Annotated in this window: 13 protein-coding genes and 2 pseudogenes; 2 read left to right on the top strand and 13 right to left on the bottom strand. The window is 68.9% G+C overall.

The genetic code is table 11. From position 1 onward, the window contains the following. Window positions 1–120 precede the first annotated feature (120 nt). From ACF08N_RS23330 to ACF08N_RS23315, 4 genes are read right to left on the bottom strand one after another with little or no spacing between them, the layout of a single operon-like run. Window positions 121–1,098 carry an ABC transporter substrate-binding protein gene (locus ACF08N_RS23330; protein WP_392326588.1) on the bottom strand — a complete coding sequence of 326 codons (978 nt, stop codon included), beginning with the start codon at window positions 1,096–1,098 and terminating at the stop codon, window positions 121–123. Window positions 1,099–1,111: 13 nt separating this feature from the next. After that, on the bottom strand, window positions 1,112–3,112 hold the full coding sequence (locus ACF08N_RS23325) for an ABC transporter permease (RefSeq protein ID WP_392326587.1): 2,001 nt from the start codon (window positions 3,110–3,112) through the stop codon (window positions 1,112–1,114). Then, window positions 3,112–4,197 (bottom strand): glycine betaine/L-proline ABC transporter ATP-binding protein, encoded by a 1,086-nt coding sequence (locus ACF08N_RS23320; RefSeq protein WP_392326586.1) that lies wholly within the window; start codon window positions 4,195–4,197, stop codon window positions 3,112–3,114. The genes ACF08N_RS23325 and ACF08N_RS23320 overlap by 1 nt, the downstream gene beginning before the upstream one ends. A 20-nt stretch (window positions 4,198–4,217) precedes the next feature. Then, window positions 4,218–5,687 (bottom strand): aldehyde dehydrogenase family protein, encoded by a 1,470-nt coding sequence (locus ACF08N_RS23315; RefSeq protein WP_392326585.1) that lies wholly within the window; start codon window positions 5,685–5,687, stop codon window positions 4,218–4,220. Window positions 5,688–5,904: 217 nt separating this feature from the next. Here ACF08N_RS23315 and ACF08N_RS23310 point away from each other — a divergent pair. Next, window positions 5,905–6,565, top strand: a pseudogene (locus ACF08N_RS23310) (formyltransferase family protein); the annotation flags it as partial. Between the two features lie 14 nt (window positions 6,566–6,579). Here ACF08N_RS23310 and ACF08N_RS23305 read toward each other — a convergent pair. Both ACF08N_RS23305 and betA read right to left on the bottom strand, forming a co-directional pair. Beyond that, complete coding sequence (locus ACF08N_RS23305; protein WP_392326584.1) at window positions 6,580–7,416, bottom strand: 5,10-methylenetetrahydrofolate reductase; 837 nt, start codon at window positions 7,414–7,416, stop codon at window positions 6,580–6,582. Between the two features lie 3 nt (window positions 7,417–7,419). Then, the gene (betA, locus tag ACF08N_RS23300; RefSeq protein ID WP_392326583.1) at window positions 7,420–9,090 is read right to left on the bottom strand and encodes a choline dehydrogenase; all 1,671 of its coding nucleotides are present in this window, start codon (window positions 9,088–9,090) and stop codon (window positions 7,420–7,422) included. 150 nt (window positions 9,091–9,240) lie between these two features. Between betA and ACF08N_RS23295 the strand changes: the two genes are divergently transcribed. Continuing rightward, window positions 9,241–10,038, top strand: a complete 798-nt coding sequence (locus ACF08N_RS23295) for an IclR family transcriptional regulator (protein ID WP_392326582.1) — start codon at window positions 9,241–9,243, stop codon at window positions 10,036–10,038. Window position 10,039: 1 nt separating this feature from the next. Here the strand turns inward: ACF08N_RS23295 and ACF08N_RS23290 are convergent, their stop codons facing one another. The 7 genes and pseudogenes from ACF08N_RS23290 to ACF08N_RS23260 all read right to left on the bottom strand — a co-directional run bounded on the left by ACF08N_RS23290 (window position 10,040) and on the right by ACF08N_RS23260 (window position 17,763). Beyond that, window positions 10,040–11,170: an aromatic ring-hydroxylating dioxygenase subunit alpha gene (locus ACF08N_RS23290; protein ID WP_392326581.1), complete on the bottom strand. Its 1,131-nt coding sequence runs from the start codon at window positions 11,168–11,170 to the stop codon at window positions 10,040–10,042. 148 nt (window positions 11,171–11,318) lie between these two features. Beyond that, window positions 11,319–12,482 (bottom strand): NAD(P)/FAD-dependent oxidoreductase, encoded by a 1,164-nt coding sequence (locus ACF08N_RS23285; RefSeq protein WP_392326580.1) that lies wholly within the window; start codon window positions 12,480–12,482, stop codon window positions 11,319–11,321. After that, window positions 12,479–12,841 carry a bifunctional 3-phenylpropionate/cinnamic acid dioxygenase ferredoxin subunit gene (locus tag ACF08N_RS23280; protein ID WP_392326579.1) on the bottom strand — a complete coding sequence of 121 codons (363 nt, stop codon included), beginning with the start codon at window positions 12,839–12,841 and terminating at the stop codon, window positions 12,479–12,481. The genes ACF08N_RS23285 and ACF08N_RS23280 overlap by 4 nt, the downstream gene beginning before the upstream one ends. Window positions 12,842–13,056: 215 nt before the next feature. After that, a complete protein-coding gene (locus tag ACF08N_RS23275) occupies window positions 13,057–13,686 on the bottom strand; it encodes an MBL fold metallo-hydrolase (protein WP_392326578.1) in 630 nt (209 codons plus the stop codon). Next, window positions 13,686–14,771 (bottom strand): S-(hydroxymethyl)mycothiol dehydrogenase, encoded by a 1,086-nt coding sequence (locus ACF08N_RS23270; RefSeq protein ID WP_392326577.1) that lies wholly within the window; start codon window positions 14,769–14,771, stop codon window positions 13,686–13,688. The genes ACF08N_RS23275 and ACF08N_RS23270 overlap by 1 nt, the downstream gene beginning before the upstream one ends. A gap of 223 nt (window positions 14,772–14,994) precedes the next feature. Then, window positions 14,995–16,755: a BCCT family transporter gene (locus ACF08N_RS23265; RefSeq protein ID WP_392326576.1), complete on the bottom strand. Its 1,761-nt coding sequence runs from the start codon at window positions 16,753–16,755 to the stop codon at window positions 14,995–14,997. A 253-nt stretch (window positions 16,756–17,008) separates the two neighbouring features. Next, a pseudogene (locus tag ACF08N_RS23260) lies at window positions 17,009–17,763 on the bottom strand (chorismate-binding protein). Between the last annotated feature and the right edge of the window lie 156 nt (window positions 17,764–17,919).

Raw genomic sequence — 17,919 nt, 5'->3', positions numbered from 1 at the left:
AGGGTCCGGAGACCTCGGAAAACGGGCCGGAACACGGCGATGCCCGGCGGGCGGTGCGCGTGGGGTGCGCACCGCCCGCCGGGCATGTTTCGACCGGCGTACTACTCCCTGTCACCGGCGCTACTTGATCCAGGTCTCCACCTTGTCGCGGTTGGCCTCGACCCACTTCTTCGCCGCGGCCTCGGGGGTCATCTTGTCCACCGCGATGTACTTCGCCACGACATTCTGGTCGTCGTTGGTCCAGCTGAAGTTCTTCACCAGGTCATAGGCGGGGCTGCCCGACTCGGCGAACTTCGCGCTGACGATCTTGTCCAGCTTGTAGACGGGGTAGTCGCAGGCCACCTTCTCGGGGTCGGCGTCGCAGCCCTCCTTGTACTCGGGCAGTTCGACCTTGACCAGCGGCACCTCGGACATGAACCACTGCGGCTCGTAGAAGTAGCCGATCACCCATTCCTTGTCCTTCTCCGCCTTGCGGAAGGCCTGGATGAGGGCGGTCTCGCTGCCCGCGTACACGACCTTGTAGTCCAGCTTCAGGTTCTTCACCAGCGACTCGTCGTTGGTGACGAACGACGGGTCGCCGTCGAGGAGCTGGCCCTTGCCGCCGGACTCGGACGTCTTGAACTCGGCCGCATACTTGTTGAGGTTGTTCCAGTCGAGGATGTCCGGGTGCGCCTTGGCCAGCCACGGCGGCACGTACCAGCCGATGAGCCCTTCGTTGCCGGTCGGGCCGGCGTCGACGGCGGTCTTCTGGTCGGTGATGTACTTCTTCTTCAGGTCGTCGTGGGCCCAGTTCTCCACGACGGCGTCGACCTCGCCGGTGCCGAAGCCCTGCCAGGCGATCTCCTCCTTCAGGTCCTTCTGGTTGACCTTGCAGCCGAGGTCGTGCTCCGCGACGTACGCGATGACCGCCGCGTTGGCCTCGTAGCCCACCCACGGATTGACCGCGAGGTTGAAGGTGCCGCACTTGCCCGAGCCACCGGCGTCCGAGGAGCTGTCACCGACCTTCGCACCGCCGCAGGCGGAGAGGGTCAGTCCGATAACAGCTACGCCCGCTATGCCGGCCGCGCCGACTCTCCAGTGTCTTGCTTGCCTTGCCATGGTCAGTTGCTCCTTACGCGCTGGTACGCCGCGCCGCTGCCTGAGTGATCCGGTCGAACATGACTCCGAGAAGGACGATGGCCAGCCCCGCGGCGAGCCCCTTCCCGAACAGTTGCCCCTGCGAGAAGCCGGCCACGACGTCGTAGCCGAGGGCGCCCGCTCCTACCAGGCCGCCCACCACGACCATCGACAGCACGTAGATCAGGCCCTGGTTGGTCGCGAGAGTCAGGGCGCCGCGTGCCATCGGCAGTTGGACCTTGGTGATGATCTGCCAGGTGTTGCACCCGGCGGAGGTGGCCGCCTCCACGGTGGTCGCGGGCACGTTCCGCACCCCGTCCGCGATGATCTTCGTGGCGACGGGAGCCGCGTAGACGATGGCCGCGACGATCGCCGTGAAGCGGGTGGCGCCGAACAGCGCAAGGAACGGCACGAGATAGACGAACGGTGGCATGACCTGGGCCGCGTCAAGGCTGGGCCGCAGCATCCGGTCCACGAGCGCGCTGCGCCCCATCCACACGCCGAAGACGATGCCGAGCAGCATCACGAGCACCGTGGCGACGACGGTCGACGCCAGCGTCGTCATGCTGTCCGACCACACCCCGGTGGCGACCAGCAGACCCACGCACACCGTCGTGGTGATGCCTGCGCGCAGACCGCCGAGGACGACCCCGAGCGCGATCAGCAGGGCGCCGACGAGCCACCACGGGGAGTCGGTGAGCAGCGACTGGAACGGATTGAGCAGCCCGCTGGTGATCACGTCGCGGATGGCGTTGGTCAGGCCCGACAGGTTGTCCTGCACCCAGGTCGTCGCGGTGTCGGCCGCGCTCGCGATGGAGCTTCCCATACCGCCCTCGCCGGGGAACTCCGCCGCCCACACGTAGGTGTGCGACATGGAGATCAGGACGGCCGTCACCGCCGCGCCCGCGCCCAGCAGCGGCCGCCGCCACGCGAGGAAGCGGTTCGTCGAGCGCCGGGCCTCCTCCTCGCGCGCGCTGGCCGCGGTCGTGACCCGGTCGAGGACGATCGCCATGACAACGATGGACAGGCCCGCGTTGAAGGCCGTGCCCACGTCGAGCGACTGCAGCGCCTGTACGACGGTCTTGCCGAGGCCGGGCGCGTCGATCAGGGCCGCGATGGTCACCATGGCCAGGGCGGCCATGATGGTCTGGTTGACGCCCATCACCACGGTCCGCTTGGACATCGGCAGCAGGACCTTCAGCAGGGCCTGCCGTCGCGTCGCCCCCAGCGAGTCGGCCGCCTCCACCGTCGTCTGCGGCACGGAACGGATGGCGTGCGCGGTGATGCGGATGGCCGGCGGCGCCGCGTAGATCACCGTGGCGATGGTGGCGGAGGCTCCGCCGATGAGGAAGAACAGCGTCAGCGGGGCCAGGTAGACGAAGGTCGGCATCGTCTGCAAGAAGTCCAGCAGGGGCGTGATGATCCGGTTGAACCGGTCGGACAGCCCCGCGTACACGCCCAGCGGGATCGCGAACAGCAGCGCCACAAACACGGCAGAGAGGGTCAGCGCCAGGGTGTCCATGCTCTCCTGCCACAGGCCCTGCAGGCCCAGGAAGGTGAAGCCGGCCACCGCCAGCAGCGCGACCCGCCAGTTGCCCACGGCCCAGGAGACATAGCCGGCGATGCCGACGACGCCGAGCCAGCCGATCTGCGGGACGGGCCGGTCGGCGGAGGGCTGGGAGATCAGCTCCTGGACGAAGGTCACCAGGGTGTCGATGACCAGGCGGATCTCGTTGAAGAAGTACAGGAAGAGGGGGTTGGAGTTGCGGTTGGCACCGATCGCGTCGTTGACGTCGTTGAACCACCGGTGCAGATCGGTCAGGTCCGCCGCCGCCAGGGCCAGGGTCTGCCTTCCGCGCAGTACGACGAACAGCACCAGCCAGACGACCAGGATGGCGCCGACCACCATCGGCCGACTGACCTTGCGTGTCTCTTTGACAGGAGCAGCCGGCTCGGGTGCCTGTGTCTTCTCGGGTTTCTCGACGGCGACGGTCATCACGCGCCGCCTTCCTGCCCGGCGACCACCGCGAGGATCTCCTCGTCGCCGACGATGCCGAGCAGCTTGCCGTTCTCGACGACCTTGGCCGGCTTGTCGGCCGCGAGCACCGCCCGGGTGGCCTCCTTCACCACGACGTCAGGGCCCAGCTCGGGGCCGTCCAGCTCGTCGCCGTCCTCCGCCGGGCGCATGATCCAGCGCAGGGTGAGCACGTCACCCCGCGGCACGTCCTTGACGAACTCGCGGACGTAGTCGTCCGCCGGGGCTCCGACGAGTTCGTCGCCGGTGCCGCACTGGACCATCTTGCCGTCGCGCATGATGAGGATGCGGTCGCCCAGTTTGAGCGCCTCGGAGAGGTCGTGGGTGATGAACACCATGGTCTTGCCGACCTCGTGGTGCAGCCGGATGACCTCGTTCTGCATGTCGCGCCGGATCAGCGGGTCGAGCGCCGAGAACGGCTCGTCGAAGAAGAGCACGTCCGGATCGCCGGCCAGCGCCCGGGCGAGGCCGACGCGCTGCTGCATACCGCCGGACAGCTGGTCGGGGTAGGAGTTCTCGTAGCCCGCGAGGCCGACCAGCTCGACGACCTCCTGGGCCCGCTTGACGCGCTCGGCCCTGCCCATGCCGCGGATCTCCAGCCCGAACGCCACGTTGTCGACGACGCGGCGGTGGGGCAGCAGACCGAAGTGCTGGAAGACCATGGAGAACTTGCGACGTCGCAGATCGCGCAGGCGCGCCGGGTCCGCCTCGCGGATGTCCTCGCCCTCGAAGACCACCTCACCCGCGGTGGGTTCGATCAGCCGGGTGAGGCATCGCACCAGCGTGGACTTGCCGGAGCCGGACAGGCCCATGACGACGAAGACCTCGCCGGGCGAGACGTCGAAGTGGACGTCCCGTACGGCGGCGGTGCATCCGGTACGGTCCATCAGTTCACGGCGGGTGAGCCCGCACAACTGCTCGGAGTCCGGCACCTGCTCGGCCTTCGGCCCGAACACCTTCCACAGCCTGCGCACGGATATGACCGGGGTGGAGCCCGAGTCCTGGGGCGTGCCGCGCCGCTGCGGCACCTCGGTCTGTGTGGTCACGTTCGACCTTCTTTCGGCGTTCAGCCGCGGAACCAGTGCTGCGGCCGGGGTTGGATGTTCTGCCAGATGTGTTTGGGCTCTCGGTACTCGTTCAGGCCGGTCGGTCCCAGCTCGCGGCCCACGCCCGAGTGCCCGAAGCCACCCCATTCCGCCTGCGGCACATAGGGGTGGTAGTCGTTGATCCAGACCGTGCCGTGACGCAGCCGCCGGGCGACCCGCTGGGCCTTCCCGGCGTCCTGCGTCCACACCGCGCCGGCGAGTCCGTACTCGGTGTCGTTGGCGATGCGTACGGCGTCGTCCTCGTCGGTGAAGCGCTCCACGGTGAGCACGGGCCCGAAGGACTCCTCGTGCACCACCCGCATGTCCTGCCTGCACTCGTCGAGCACGGTGGGCGGGTAGTAATGGCCGCCTCCCAGCGCGGGGTCGTCGGGCCGGGCACCGCCGCAGCGCAGTACGGCCCCCTCGGCGAGCCCGGCCGCGACGTACGCCTCGACCTTCTCCAGGTGCTGTGCGGAGATCAGCGGTCCGGTCTCGGCATCGGGGTCGAAGGGGCCACCGAGCCGGATCTGCCGGGCGCGGCGAACCACCTCGTCGACGAAGGCGTCATGCAGCGAGTCCTCGACGATCAGCCGGGCGCCGGCCGAGCAGACCTGACCCGAGTGCAGGAAGACGGCCGTGAGCGCGAAGTCGACGGCCGCCTCGAAGTCGGCGTCGGCGAAGACGACGTTGGGGTTCTTGCCGCCGAGCTCCAGCGCCACCTTCTTCACGCCGGCAGCGGCGGTGGCCATGATGCGCTTGCCGGTCTCCAGGCCCCCGGTGAAGGAGACCATGTCCACGGCCGGGTCCTCCGACAGCGGCGCGCCCACCTCGGGCCCGGTGCCCAGGACAAGGTTCGCGACGCCGGCCGGGAGCCCTGCCTCCTGAAGTGCCTTCATCAGCAGGATGGTGGTGGAGGGGGTGAGCTCGCTGGGTTTGAGGACGATCGTGTTGCCGGCGAGCAGTGCCGGGGCAACCTTCCAACTGGCTTGCAGCAGCGGGTAGTTCCAGGGCGTGATCAGTCCGCACACACCAACCGGCTCGTAGACGACACGACTGACGGCATCGTCGCGGCCGGTGTCGATCACACGACCGGCGTCGGTGCCTCGGATGCCGCCGTAGTAACGGAAGCAGGACACGACATCGGCGATGTCGTACTCGCTCTCCACCAGCCGCTTGCCGGTGTCCAGGGACTCGGCGCGGGCGAACTCTTTGGCGTCGCGCTCGATGATGTCGGCGGTGCGCAGCAGCAGCGCGCCGCGCTCCCGCTCGGGGGCGCTCGGCCAGTGCCCCGCGTCGAAGGCACGGCGTGCCGCGGCGATCGCCGCCTCGGTGTCGGTACGCGTGCCCTCGGAGACGGTCGCCGCTAGCGTGCCGTCAGCGGGACATCGGATCTCCCGGTGACCGCCGGCCACCGAATCCCGCCATTCCCCATCCACATACAGGTCTGCCACGCGACGAGCCTTTCCAGGGAAATTCGTTGCGCATCGCGCACCCCATTGCTTTTGGTGGAACACAGTGTCGAATGGGTGGACCGACGTCAAGAGGTTGGCGGATGCCGATTTCACCATGCGCGCCTTTACCAACCCACCCTTGACCTCAGGCGGACCCGGGTCGACCATGTTGCGTATTGCTCACCTGTTGTGCATTACGCACCGGCGGACGCCGCCCATGTCCCCCCGACCGCAACCTGGCCGTGAGTACGTCCTCACCCTCTCCTGTCCCGACAGCGCCGGACTGGTCCACGCTGTGAGCGGCTTTCTCGTCAGGAACTGCGGCAACATCCTGGAAAGCCAGCAGTTCGACGACCGACTTCAAGGTCGTTTCTTCATGCGGGTCCACTTCGACGTTTCCGACCCGAACATCGAACTGGAGAATCTGCGTTACGGGTTCGGACCCGTGGCCCAGACCTACGGCATCTCCTGGGCCCTGAACGAAGCGGCCAAGTCGACCCGGAAGCTGATCATGGTGTCCAAGTTCGGCCACTGCCTGAACGACCTGCTCTTCCGCCGGCGCACCGGCGCCCTCAACATCGAGATCCCCGCGATCGTCTCCAACCACCGCGACTTCGAGGGGCTCGCGGAGATCTACGGCGTCCCCTTCCACCACGTCCCGGTGACCAAGGACACCAAGCCCGAGGCGCGACGGCGCACTATGTGACGTCGGACCTGGACGAGGGCCAGATCATCGAGCAGGACGTGGTCCGGGTGGACCACTCGCTCGATCCGGGCGAGCTGGTCACCGTCGGGCGTGACGTGGAGGCCCAGGTGCTCGCGCACGCGGTGAAGTGCACAGCGAGAGCCGCGTGATGGTGGAGGGCAACCGCACGGTGGCAGGAGGACCGGTTCAGTCGCCCACCCGGTCCAGCAGCGCGCGGCGCCACCGCTCCGTCTCGGCGATCTGGTTGAACGTGAACAGGTGCAGGCCGGCCACCCCGGCCGAGGGTGCCGTGAGGGCCTCCTCGGTACGGGACAGCAGCCGCTCGGGGGCATATCCTCCGGGGGCCGCGAAACGCACGAACCACGAGGCGTGCTTCGTCAGGAAGCGCGTCGACTCCCCGACCCCGATCTTCGTGGCCATCGCCAGCAGCTTCGCCCGCTGCACGGGCCCCGCGACACCCACATGGACCGGCAGGGTGACGTCCCGGCGCCGTATGCGAACGAGCCACTCCCCCAGCACCCGTGGGTCGAAGCAGAGGTTGCTCACTATGTACGTGGCGTGCTCGCGCTTGTCCCACATCGCCTGGATGGTGACGTCGTCGTGGATGAGCGGATGGCTCTCGGGGTAGCCGGTGACACCGACGCGGGCGAAGGGGCTGCCCAGCTCGCTCAGTCTGCGCAGCACCGGAAGCGCCCCGTCGTAGGCGCCGGCGGGCGGGTCGGAGTCGCCGCCCGGGACGAACACGTCGTCCACGCCCGCCTCCAGGAGCCGGCCCGTGACCTCCTTCAGGTGCAGGTCGTCCCGCAGCAGCCGGGCCGGCACGTGCGGGACGACCCGGTAGCCCTGCGCGGCGAGGCTGGAGGCGAGGTCGAGGGTCGGTTCCAGGCCCTTGACCGGCGACGCCGTCACGGTGACGACGACGTCGCGCGGGACATGGGCGAGGACCTTGTCCTCGGTCGCCTTCGCGGGCAGCACCTCGTAGCGGACGCTCTCCAGCAGCGCCCTCAGCCCTGTCGCACTCACCACCTACTCCGTTAGCTTCTGGACGTCACGATGGCGGTAGTACGCGGCCTTCGACGGCGCCTGCGGCTCCTTGCCGAGGATCAGGTCGGCGGCCTTCTCGGCGACCATCATCACCGGGGCGTAGATGTTGCCGTTGGTGACGTACGGCATCACCGACGCGTCGACCACGCGCAGGCCCTCCACGCCGTGCACCCGCATGCTCGTGGGGTCGACGACGGACATCTCGTCGGTGCCCATCTTGCAGGTGCAGGACGGATGCAGGGCGGTTTCGCCGTCCTTGGCCACCCATGCGAGGATCTCCTCGTCGGTCTCCACCGACGGTCCGGGCGAGATCTCCCCGTCGTTGTAGGGAGCGAGCGCGGGCTGGTTGAGGAGCCTGCGCGCCACCCTGATCGCCTCGACCCACTCACGGCGGTCCTGCTCGGTGGAGAGGTAGTTGAAGCGCAGTGCCGGGTGCTCGCGCGGGTCCCTGCTCTTGATCTTCACGGAGCCGACGGCGTCGGAGTACATGGGACCGACGTGCACCTGGTAGCCGTGGCCGCCGGCGGGCACGGAACCGTCGTAGCGGACCGCGATGGGCAGGAAGTGGAACATCAGGTTGGGGTAGTCCACGTCCTCGTTGCTGCGGGCGAAGCCGCCGGCCTCGAAGTGGTTGGTCGCGGCCGGGCCCTTCCTGAACAGCCACTGGAGGCCGATGAAGGGGGCCCGCCACTTCGCCAGGTACGGCTGCATGGAGACGGGTTGCTTGCAGGCGTACTGGATGTACACCTCCAGGTGGTCCTGCATGTTCTCGCCGACGCCGGGGAGGTCGTGGACGACGTCGATGCCGAGCGCGCGCAGCTCCTCGGCGTTGCCGACGCCGGAGAGCTGGAGCAGCTGCGGGGAGTTGATGGCACCGCCGCACAGGATGACCTCCCTGGCGCGGACCTGCTGGAGCGCACCCCGGCCGCGCTGGTACTCGACGCCGACGGCCCGCTTGCCCTCGAAGAGGACGCGGGTGACGAGGGCGCGGGTCCGGACGGTGAGGTTCGGCCGCTTCATCGCCGGCTTGAGGTACGCCTTCGAGGCCGACAGCCGGCGTCCGCGATGGACGTTGCGGTCGAACGCGGCGAAGCCTTCCTGCCGGTAGCCGTTGACGTCGTCGGTGGGCGCGTAGCCCGCCTCCTCGGTGGCCTTGAGGAAGGCCCCGAACAAGGGATTGGTCGCCGGGCCGCGCTCCAGGACGAGGGGGCCGTCCTGGCCGCGGAACTCGTCGTCCGGGTCGGCGGCCAGGCAGTTCTCCATCCGCCGGAAGTAGGGCAGGCAGTGCGCGTAGTCCCAGGTCTCCATGCCCGGGTCGGCCGCCCAGCGCTCGTAGTCCATGGGGTTGCCGCGCTGGAAGATCATGCCGTTGATGCTGCTGGAGCCGCCCAGCACCTTGCCCCGCGCGTGGTAGATGCGCCGTCCGCCCATGTGGGGTTCGGGCTCGGACTCGTACTTCCAGTCGTAGAAGCGGCTGCCGATCGGGTAGGTCAGCGCTGCGGGCATGTGGATGAAGACATCCCACGGATAGTCCGACCGGCCCGCCTCCAGGACCAGCACCCGGTTGGCCGGGTCCGCGGAGAGCCTGTTCGCCAATGCACTGCCGGCCGAACCGCCACCGACTATGACGAAGTCGTATTGCAGGGGAGCCATAATGCCTCGTCTCGCTCGCGCCGTAGATGTGCGAGGCATGCTAGACCCGGTCGCGCCATACGCACCAGGTTGCGAACCGCGCAACTTCAGGATCTTCGCTTCGCCACGGTTACTTGCAGCTACGTTGTTTACTGCGCGTATAGTTTCACTATGAGCAACTACAGCCCTGACACGGAGACGTCAAATTCGCAAACCGGCGGTGTGCAGTCCGTCGACCGCGCCATCAGCGTCCTGGAGATCCTCGCCCAGCGTGGCGAGGCGGGCGTCAGCGAGGTCGCGGCCGAGATCGACGTGCACAAGTCCACCGCCTTCCGCCTGCTCGGCGCCCTGGAGGTGCGCGGTCTGGTGGAGCAGGCCGGTGAGCGCGGCAAGTACCGGCTCGGCTTCGGCATCGTCCGCCTGGCCGGCGCGGTCACCGGCCGTATCGACATCACCCAGCAGGGCCGCCCGGTGTGCGAGCGCCTCGCCGAGGAGCTCGGCGAGACCGTGAACGTCGCCGTCATGCAGGAGCACTACGCGATCAACCTCTACCAGGTGCGCGGCCCCGGGGCGATCACCGCGCACAACTGGGTCGGCCAGCTGACCCCCCTGCACGCCACCTCCAGCGGCAAGATCCTGCTGGCGTACATGCCCGCCAAGGAGCGCGCCGCGCTGCTGGCCTCTGCCGGTATGAAGAAGGTCACCCCGCGCACCATCAGCGCGAAGACGAAGCTGGAGAAGAACCTCGCCGAGGCGCGGGAGCGGGGCTACTCCTTCACCCTGGAGGAGCTGGAGGTCGGTCTGCACGCGATGGCCGCCCCGGTCCGCAACCGGGACGGCGAGGTCATCGCGGCGCTCAGCGCCTCCGGGCCCGGGTACCGGTTGACCGAGGAGCGCATGCACGAACTGTCCCCGGTGCTGATCAAGGGCGCCGAGGAGATCAGCCACCGGATGGGCTATCTGAGCTGAGTCACCCCTGAGGGGTGCCGAGGCGCTCGTTCACCCAGTCGTGGAACGCGCCGATGTGGTGCTCGCTGGGCACCAGCACGCCGCCCTTGGCGTACATACGGGAGCTCATTCCGGGCTGCGTGCGCTCGCAGGCGTCGAAGTCCTGCTGGTTGACGCGGTGGAAGAGTTCCACGGACCGGCTGACGTCCTTGCCGCTCTCGACGACGTGCGGAAGATACAACCAGTCGCACTCCACGATCGTGCGGTCCACCGACACCGGGTACATCCGGTGGAAGATCACGTGGTCGGGGACGAGGTTGATGAAGACCTGCGGCCGGACGGTGATCGCGTAGTACTTGCGGTCCTGGTCGTCGGCGACTCCCGGGATGCGGTCCAGTCCCTCGGAGCCGTCCACCGTGAAGCCCTGGACGTCCTCACCGAACTCGGCGCCGTGGCCGACGTAGTACTGGGCGGCGTAACCGTCCGCGAACTCCGGGAGCACCTCCGTGAGTTCGGGGTGGATGGTGGCGCAGTGGTAGCACTCCATGAAGTTCTCGATGATGAGCTTCCAGTTGGCCTTCACGTCGTAGGTGATACGGCGGCCCACCTGGAGGTTCTCGATGCCGTAGCGCTCGATCGACTCCAGGTCGCCGAGGCGGGCGACGATCTCACCGATGACCTCCTCCTCGAAGGAGGGCGGGTTCTCCGCCAGGCAGACCCACACATAGCCGAGCCATTCACGCACGGCCACGTTCACCAGGCCGTACTCGGTACGGCCGATGTCGGGCATCTTGGTGAGGTTGGGCGCGGCGACGAGCTTGCCGTTCAGGTCGTACGTCCAGGCGTGGTACGGGCACTGGAAGGCCCGCTTGACCTCGCCGGTCTCCTCGGTGCAGAGCTTGGCGCCGCGGTGCCGGCAGACGTTGAAGTAGGCACGGATGCTGTTGTCCCTGGCCCGGGTGACGAGGATGCTCTCGCGGCCCACGTCGACGGTGCGGAAGGCACCGGGCTTCGCCAACTCGGAGGCGCGCGCCACGCAGAACCACATGGTCTCGAATATGCGCTCCTGTTCCTGGGCGAAGATCCCCTGGTCCGTGTAGGAGGAGCCGGGGAGGGTGGCGATCAGGCTGTCCGGCAGGCTGGTCGAGGTCACGGTGCACTCCTCGGGAGAACGTCGTGGAGGGGTCATTCACACGCCGGGAAGAGCGACTCCGGACGGCGTTGTGTATAGAGCAACGCTGCGTGCTATACGCAACCGCAGCATGCGATGCCGCTGGGGCGGTGTCAAGATGTAAGCGATGTCAGGATGCGGTGGCGGCGAGCTGCTTGCGCCAGCGCATGAACAGCCGCGGCTGGTTCATGCCGAGCACGGCGACCGGGTCTCCGGACCGCCGGTAGACGGCCAGGACGTCGCGGTCGTCCACGGCGCCCGCCTCGATGGTGACGCTGTCCGCGCCGGCCGCGTGACCGATGAACTGGATCTTCACGCCGTACTGGTCGGACCAGAAGTACGGCGGCCGGGGCACACCCGGTTCCACCGCACCGCCCGCCAGCAGCGTGGCGATCGCGGCGTCGGGGCGCTCGCGCGCGCCGGTCCAGTGCTCGACGCGGCGATGGCAACCCGCACGCGGGTCGTACCAGTTGGCGCAGTCGCCGACCGCGACCACGCCGGCCAGGCTGGTACGGCCGTCCGCGCCGCACGTGACGCCGTTGTCGAGAGCGATGCCGGAACCTTCCAGCCACTCGACGTTCGGGCGGGCGCCCACGCCGATGACGACGATGTCGGCGGGGATGCTTCGGCCGTCCTCCAGCAGGACGGCGTCGACTCGGGTCTCACCGCTCAGCCCCTTGACGCCCACACCGCACTCCAGTCGTACGCCGTGGTCGGCGTGGAGGGCGGAGACGATGGCGCCCATGGTCTCGCCGAGCGGTCCGGCGAGCGGTGTCGGGGCGGCCTCGACGACGGTGACGTCGAGCCCGAGGGCGTACGCGCTGGAGGCGACCTCGGCTCCGATGAAGCCTCCGCCGATCACCACCAGGCGTCCACCGCGGGCCAGTTCGTCCCGCAGGGCGCGAGCGTCGTCCAGGGTACGCAGCGTGTGCACTCCGGCCAGGCCCTCGGAGCCGGGGAGCGTGCGTGCCGCGGCGCCCGTCGCGATGACGACTCCGTCGGCCTGCACCTCCCGTCCGTCACCGAGCCGGACGACACGCCGTGCGTGGTCGAGTCCGGTGGCGCGGACGCCGAGCAGCCACTCCGCCAGGAGGTCCTCGCCGTCGGTCTCCAGCGCGAGTTCGGCTTCGCCGAGCGTGCCGGCCAGGAACTCCTTGGACAGCGGGGGCCTGTCGTACGGGCGGTGGAGCTCGTCCCCGACGACGATCAGCCGGCCGTCGTAGCCCTGCTTGCGCAGTGAGCGCGTCGCCGACAGTCCGGCCAGCGAGGCGCCTACCACGGCGACCGTCCTCACGCGGGACCTCCGGCGAGCCGGGCCGAGATGCAGGGCGGCAGGTTGGGCGCCTCGGTGGACAGACGGACGTGGATCATGCCGCCCTCGACGACGACCTCGTGCGTCCGGACCGGGAGCTTGGCCGGCGGGGCGTCGACCGCGCCCGTCCTCAGGTCGAACTTGGAAGCATGCAGCGGGCATTCCACCTCGCAGCCCTCCAGCCAGCCGTCGGCGAGCGACGCGTCCTGGTGGGTGCAGGTGTCGTCGATGGCGAAGAGTTCGCCGTCGTCGGTGTGGAACACCGAAACCGGCGGATCGATGTCGAGCCGGTGGGCCTCGCCTCGGGGGAGATCCTCGAGACGGCACGCGGGAATCATCATGACACCTCGGTGCGTATAGCGAAACGGTATGCGGAAAGCGCAACATCAGTCTGGGGTCGCCCAGAATCCTTGTCAAGGTATTCACAGGCCGCTCCAGACCGTTATTTTGTTGCGCAACATAAAACTCGACTCATATAGAACAACAACAGCCCGCCGTATCGGCTCGCGATGGCCGCGAGCTGATACGGCGGGCGTGTGAAGGTCGCCTGCGGGCGTCAGAAACCGCGGTCGATCCACTCCTGGAGGTGCGGGGCCTCGGCGCCGACGGTGGTCGTATCCCCGTGTCCGGTGTGCACGACGGTCTCTCCGGGCAGCGTCAGCAGCCGGTCCCGGATCGACTCGACGATGGTCGGGAAGTGGCTGTACGACCGTCCTGTGGCCCCTGGCCCGCCGGCGAACAGCGTGTCGCCGCTGAAGAGTGCCGCGAGGGCCGGTGCGTACAGGCAGACCGCACCAGGGGCGTGGCCGGGCGTGTGCAGCACGGTCAGCTCGACACCGGCCACCGAGAGGCCCTGGCCGTCAGCCAGCTCGGCGTCCGGCGCCCGGTCGGGGTGGGTCTGCTTCCACAGCGGCAGGTCGTCCGGGTGGAGGAGGACCGGGGCGCCCGTGCGTGCCGCGAGTTCGGGCGCGGCGTCGATGTGGTCGTTGTGGGCGTGCGTGCACACGATCGCGGTGAGGCGCCGGTCGCCGACCGCTCGGGCGATGGCGTCGGCGTCATGGGCGGCATCGATGACGATCGCCTCGGTGTCGTCGCCGACGATCCACACGTTGTTGTCGACGTCCCAGGTGCCGCCGTCCAGCGAGAACGTCCCCGAGGTGACGAGGTGTTCGATGCGGGCGGCCATCAGAGGACCACCACCGAGCGCAGGACGTCGCCGTGGTGCATCCGCTCGAAGGCCTTCTCGACCTCGTCCAGCGCGATGGTCTCCGAGACGAAGGCGTCCAGGTCCAGCCGGCCCTGGAGGTAGAGGTCGATGAGCATCGGGAAGTCGCGGCTCGGCAGACAGTCGCCGTACCAGGAGGACTTCAGGGCGCCGCCGCGGCCGAAGACGTCCAGCAGCGGCAGTTCGAGCTTCATCTCCGGGGTGGGCACGCCGACCAGGACGACGGTGCCGGCGAGGTCGCGGGCGTAGAAGGCCTGCTGGTACGTCTCCGGGCGGCCGACCGCCTCGATGACGACGTCGGCGCCGTGGCCGCCGGTCAGCTCGCGGATCGCCTCGACCGCGTCGGCTTCCTTGGAGTTGACGGTGTGGGTCGCGCCCAGCTTCGAGGCCGTCTCCAGTTTCCGGTCGTCGATGTCGACCGCGATGACCTTCGCCGCACCCGCCAGGTTCGCCCCGGCGATCGCCGCGGCCCCGACGCCGCCGCAGCCGATGACGGCCACCGAGTCGCCCCGGCCGACGTTGCCGGTGTTGATGGCCGCGCCGATGCCCGCCATCACGCCGCACCCCAGCAGACCAGCGGCGGCCGCCGACGCGGTCGGGTCGACCTTCGTGCACTGCCCGGCAGCGACCAGCGTCTTCTCCGCGAAAGCGCCGATGCCCAGGGCCGGCGACAACTCGGTGCCGTCCAGCAAGGTCATCTTCTGCTTGGCGTTGTGGGTGTTGAAGCAGTACCACGACTCCCCGCGCAGACAGGCACGGCACTGGCCGCACACCGCACGCCAGTTGAGGATCACGAAGTCGCCGGGTGCGACATCGGTGACCCCCTCCCCCACCGACTCCACGATGCCCGCGGCCTCATGGCCCAGGAGGAAGGGGAAGTCGTCGTTGATGCCGCCCTCGCGATAGTGCAGATCGGTGTGGCAGACCCCGCAGGCCTCGATCTTCACCAGCGCCTCACCCGGACCCGGGTCAGGCACGATGATCGTCTCCAGGCTGACGGGGGCGCCCTTGCCCCGCGCGACGACAGCACGGACCTGGTGCGTCATGGCCACTCCTCGGCTGGTTCGAGACTTGAATCAGGTGTTGCTTATTACGGCACGCATCTCACGTGTCGCAACACAGCATGGTTGAGCGCCGACCGGGGGTCAAGGAGCGCGACGAGGTTCCCTCAGCCGGGCGGGATCGCGGTCGGAGCAGCGAGAACGCCCGGCGGGGCCGTGGCCGACCATGTCGGTGCCACGGCCCCGCCGGGCGAGGGGTCCTCCGACCTCAGCGGGCGGAGGAGGATGTGGACTGCGTCGGTTGCGCGGACTCCTGGGACTGCGCGTCCTCCGTGCCGTCGTTGCACGCGACGGGGCCGATGCGGAGTTCGAAGTCGCCGTCGTACTTCTCGTGGCCGGCGATGACGGCCGTTTCGATGGCTTCCTTGCCTATGCGCCCGCGGATGATGAGCGGGTCCTGGCGCAGATCGCGGGTGAGCGCGACACACAGGCCGACCATCACCACGGTGAAGGGGGCCGCCGCCAGAATGGTGAGGTTCTGCAGTCCGGTGAGCGCGTCGCCCTTGCCGCCGCCGATGAGCAGCATGACCGCGGCCACCGCGCCGGTCAGCACGCCCCAGAAGATGACGATGCCCCGGGTCGGTTCCAGGGATCCGCGCTGCGAGAGCGTGCCCATCACGATCGAGGCGGCGTCGGCGCCGGAGACGAAGAAGATCCCGACGAGGATCATCACGACCACGCTCGTCACCGTGGCGATCGGGTACTGCTGGAGCACGTCGAAGAGCTGGCCCTGAGCGGTCGAGGCGTCGTTGAGGCGCTTCCCGTCCTGCAGGTGCATCGCTGAGCCGCCGAAAACGGCGAACCACAGCAGGCTGACGGTGCTGGGGACCAGGATGACCCCGCCGACGAACTGCCGGATGGTCCGGCCACGGCTGATGCGCGCGATGAACATGCCGACGAAGGGCGTCCAGGAGATCCACCACGCCCAGTAGAAGACCGTCCAGCCGGCCAGCCAGTCGGCGACACCCTCACCGCTCGACGCCTCGGTACGCCCGGCCATCTGGGCGAGGTCGCCGAAGAAGGCGCTTATGGAGGTGGGCAGCAGGTCGAGGATGAAGACGGTCGGGCCGACGAGGAACACGAAGACCGCCAGCGACACCGCCAGCACCATGTTGATGTTGGACAGCCACTGGATGCCCTTGGCGATCCCGGACACCGCCGAGGCGACGAACGCCACGGTCAGCACCGCGATCACGGCGACCAGCAGACCGGTGCCGACGGATCCCATCCAGCCCAGCCCGGTGAAGCCGCTGCCGATCTGCAGGGCACCGAGCCCCAGGGAGGCCGCGGAGCCGAAGAGGGTGGCGAAGATGGCGAGGATGTCGATGACCCGGCCACCCCAGCCGTTCGCCCGTTTCTCGCCGATCAGCGGGGTGAACACCGCGCTGATCAGCTGTCGGCGGCCGCGCCGGAAGGTGCTGTAGGCGATCGCCAGTCCCACCACCGCGTACATCGCCCACGGGTGCAGCGTCCAGTGGAAGAGGGTGGTGGCCATGGCGGTCTCCATGGCCTGGTTGGCGTCGGCCGGGTCGGTGCCCGGCGGCGGCGTGACGAAGTGGGACAGCGGTTCGCTCACGCCGTAGAACATCAGGCCGATGCCCATGGCCGCACTGAACATCATGGCGATCCACGAGACCGTGCGGAACTCGGGCTGCTCACCCTCCTCGCCCAGGGTGATCCGCCCGTAGCGGCTGACCGCCAGCCAGAGGGCGAAGACCACGAAGCCCGAGGCGGCGAGGACGAAGGCCCAGCCGCCGTTGCGGATCGTCCCGTCCAGCAGCTTCCCGGACACGCTCTCCAGCGTGTCGGTCGCGGTGGCTCCCCACAGGACGAAGGCGAGGGTGAGGGCCGCGGCGACACCGAAGACGATCAGGTCGGTCCGGGGGCCGGCGGATACCGCCGGACTTCCTGGCGGAACCGCTTCGACGGGATGGCTACGGCTCTCATCCCTTTCGAGGGTTTTGTTCATCAGCTCGTCCTTTCCACAGACGGCAGTGGAGACCTCGTCGCGGACGACGACAGGGGAACTCGTCGGTGATTCCGCCTGACCCGGCACGCCGGAGCGGATGGGAGAACGACGAGAGAAGGGGAGGCGGAGCGGCCGCCATGGTGCGTCGTTGCGAATAATGCATAAAAATTCACTATGAGCAACAACCATCTGGGCCCCGGGGACGGCTGTCAAGGGGTCGGACGTGCTGAGTTGTCCGACCGCAACCGACCCGTCACCACGGACGGCCGCGCGCGGCGACGCCTGCCGAACGAACCGTCAGCTGCCGGCGCGGGAGGGCATGCGCATGCCGCGCCGGTACGGACCCGACGGCCACCGTGACCAGCCGCCGCGCTTTCAGCCGGGTCTCGGCCCATCGCGCTCGGGATCGGAGCCCCAGGTGATCCCGGCCCCGGTACCGAAGTGCAGCAACGGACCGCCAGGAGCGGTGCGGTCGATCCAGAACGTGCGGATGGCTACGGCGAGTTGCCCCGTGCCGCGGTCGGCGTCGACCCAGCCCACGCCGCCGCAGTACGGGCCGCGGGGCACGGTCTCCAGCGCGATGATGCGCAGCGCGGGGTTGCCGAGCGCCAGTAAGGCTGTGAGGGCGTCGACGTCGGCGCGCTCCGGGTCGGGCAGCGGCGCGGACAGGACGCGGCACGGGTTGGCCTGGTACACCTCGCCGGCCGCGATGTGCTCGCGGCAGCATCGATTATGCGGCTCCGCCGCGGGGCCGGACCCCGGCGGTGTCGGCGGCCCGGTCGGGAGGACGTCCAGGCGTCCGGGTCCGGCCCGCGCCACGTGCCGGGCTCGGCGGCGGGCACGCGCCCGGCGTACGTCCCCGAAGTGCGCGCAGATCAGGCGCCCCTCGAAGTCGGCGACCACGGCCCAGAACCCGGTGGAGTCGAGGGCCGCGGGGTCGCTGGTCACGTCCCGGAGGTCGGTGGCGACGAGATCGCCGAAGCGGGCCAGCGGGGCGAGGTCATACAGGCGTCCACTCATCGGTCACCACCTCTCCGGAGGGGAACGGGCGAACGGCGGGGCGATGCGCGCCCGCCGTTGGGCGGCTGGGCTAGGGTCTTTCGTTTGGATCAGGCCGGATCAGTGAGCGGGGTCTGGTGCGTGCGATCGCAAGGCGGAGGAGGG

Source organism: Streptomyces sp. NPDC015127, assembly GCF_043080095.1.
Lineage (GTDB): Bacteria > Actinomycetota > Actinomycetes > Streptomycetales > Streptomycetaceae > Streptomyces.
This window is presented reverse-complemented; position numbering and strand designations above follow the sequence as displayed.

Excerpts from the sequence above, each read along its gene's own strand:
- betA (WP_392326583.1), bottom strand. The coding sequence starts at position 9,090 with ATGGCTCCCCTGCAATACGACTTCGTCATAGTCGGTGGCGGTTCGGCC.
- ACF08N_RS23270 (WP_392326577.1), bottom strand. The coding sequence starts at position 14,771 with ATGACGCACCAGGTCCGTGCTGTCGTCGCGCGGGGCAAGGGCGCCCCC.
- ACF08N_RS23275 (WP_392326578.1), bottom strand. The coding sequence starts at position 13,686 with ATGGCCGCCCGCATCGAACACCTCGTCACCTCGGGGACGTTCTCGCTG.
- ACF08N_RS23325 (WP_392326587.1), bottom strand. The coding sequence starts at position 3,112 with ATGACCGTCGCCGTCGAGAAACCCGAGAAGACACAGGCACCCGAGCCG.
- ACF08N_RS23295 (WP_392326582.1), top strand. The coding sequence starts at position 9,241 with ATGAGCAACTACAGCCCTGACACGGAGACGTCAAATTCGCAAACCGGC.
- ACF08N_RS23330 (WP_392326588.1), bottom strand. The coding sequence starts at position 1,098 with ATGGCAAGGCAAGCAAGACACTGGAGAGTCGGCGCGGCCGGCATAGCG.
- ACF08N_RS23280 (WP_392326579.1), bottom strand. The coding sequence starts at position 12,841 with ATGATGATTCCCGCGTGCCGTCTCGAGGATCTCCCCCGAGGCGAGGCC.
- ACF08N_RS23265 (WP_392326576.1), bottom strand. The coding sequence starts at position 16,755 with ATGAACAAAACCCTCGAAAGGGATGAGAGCCGTAGCCATCCCGTCGAA.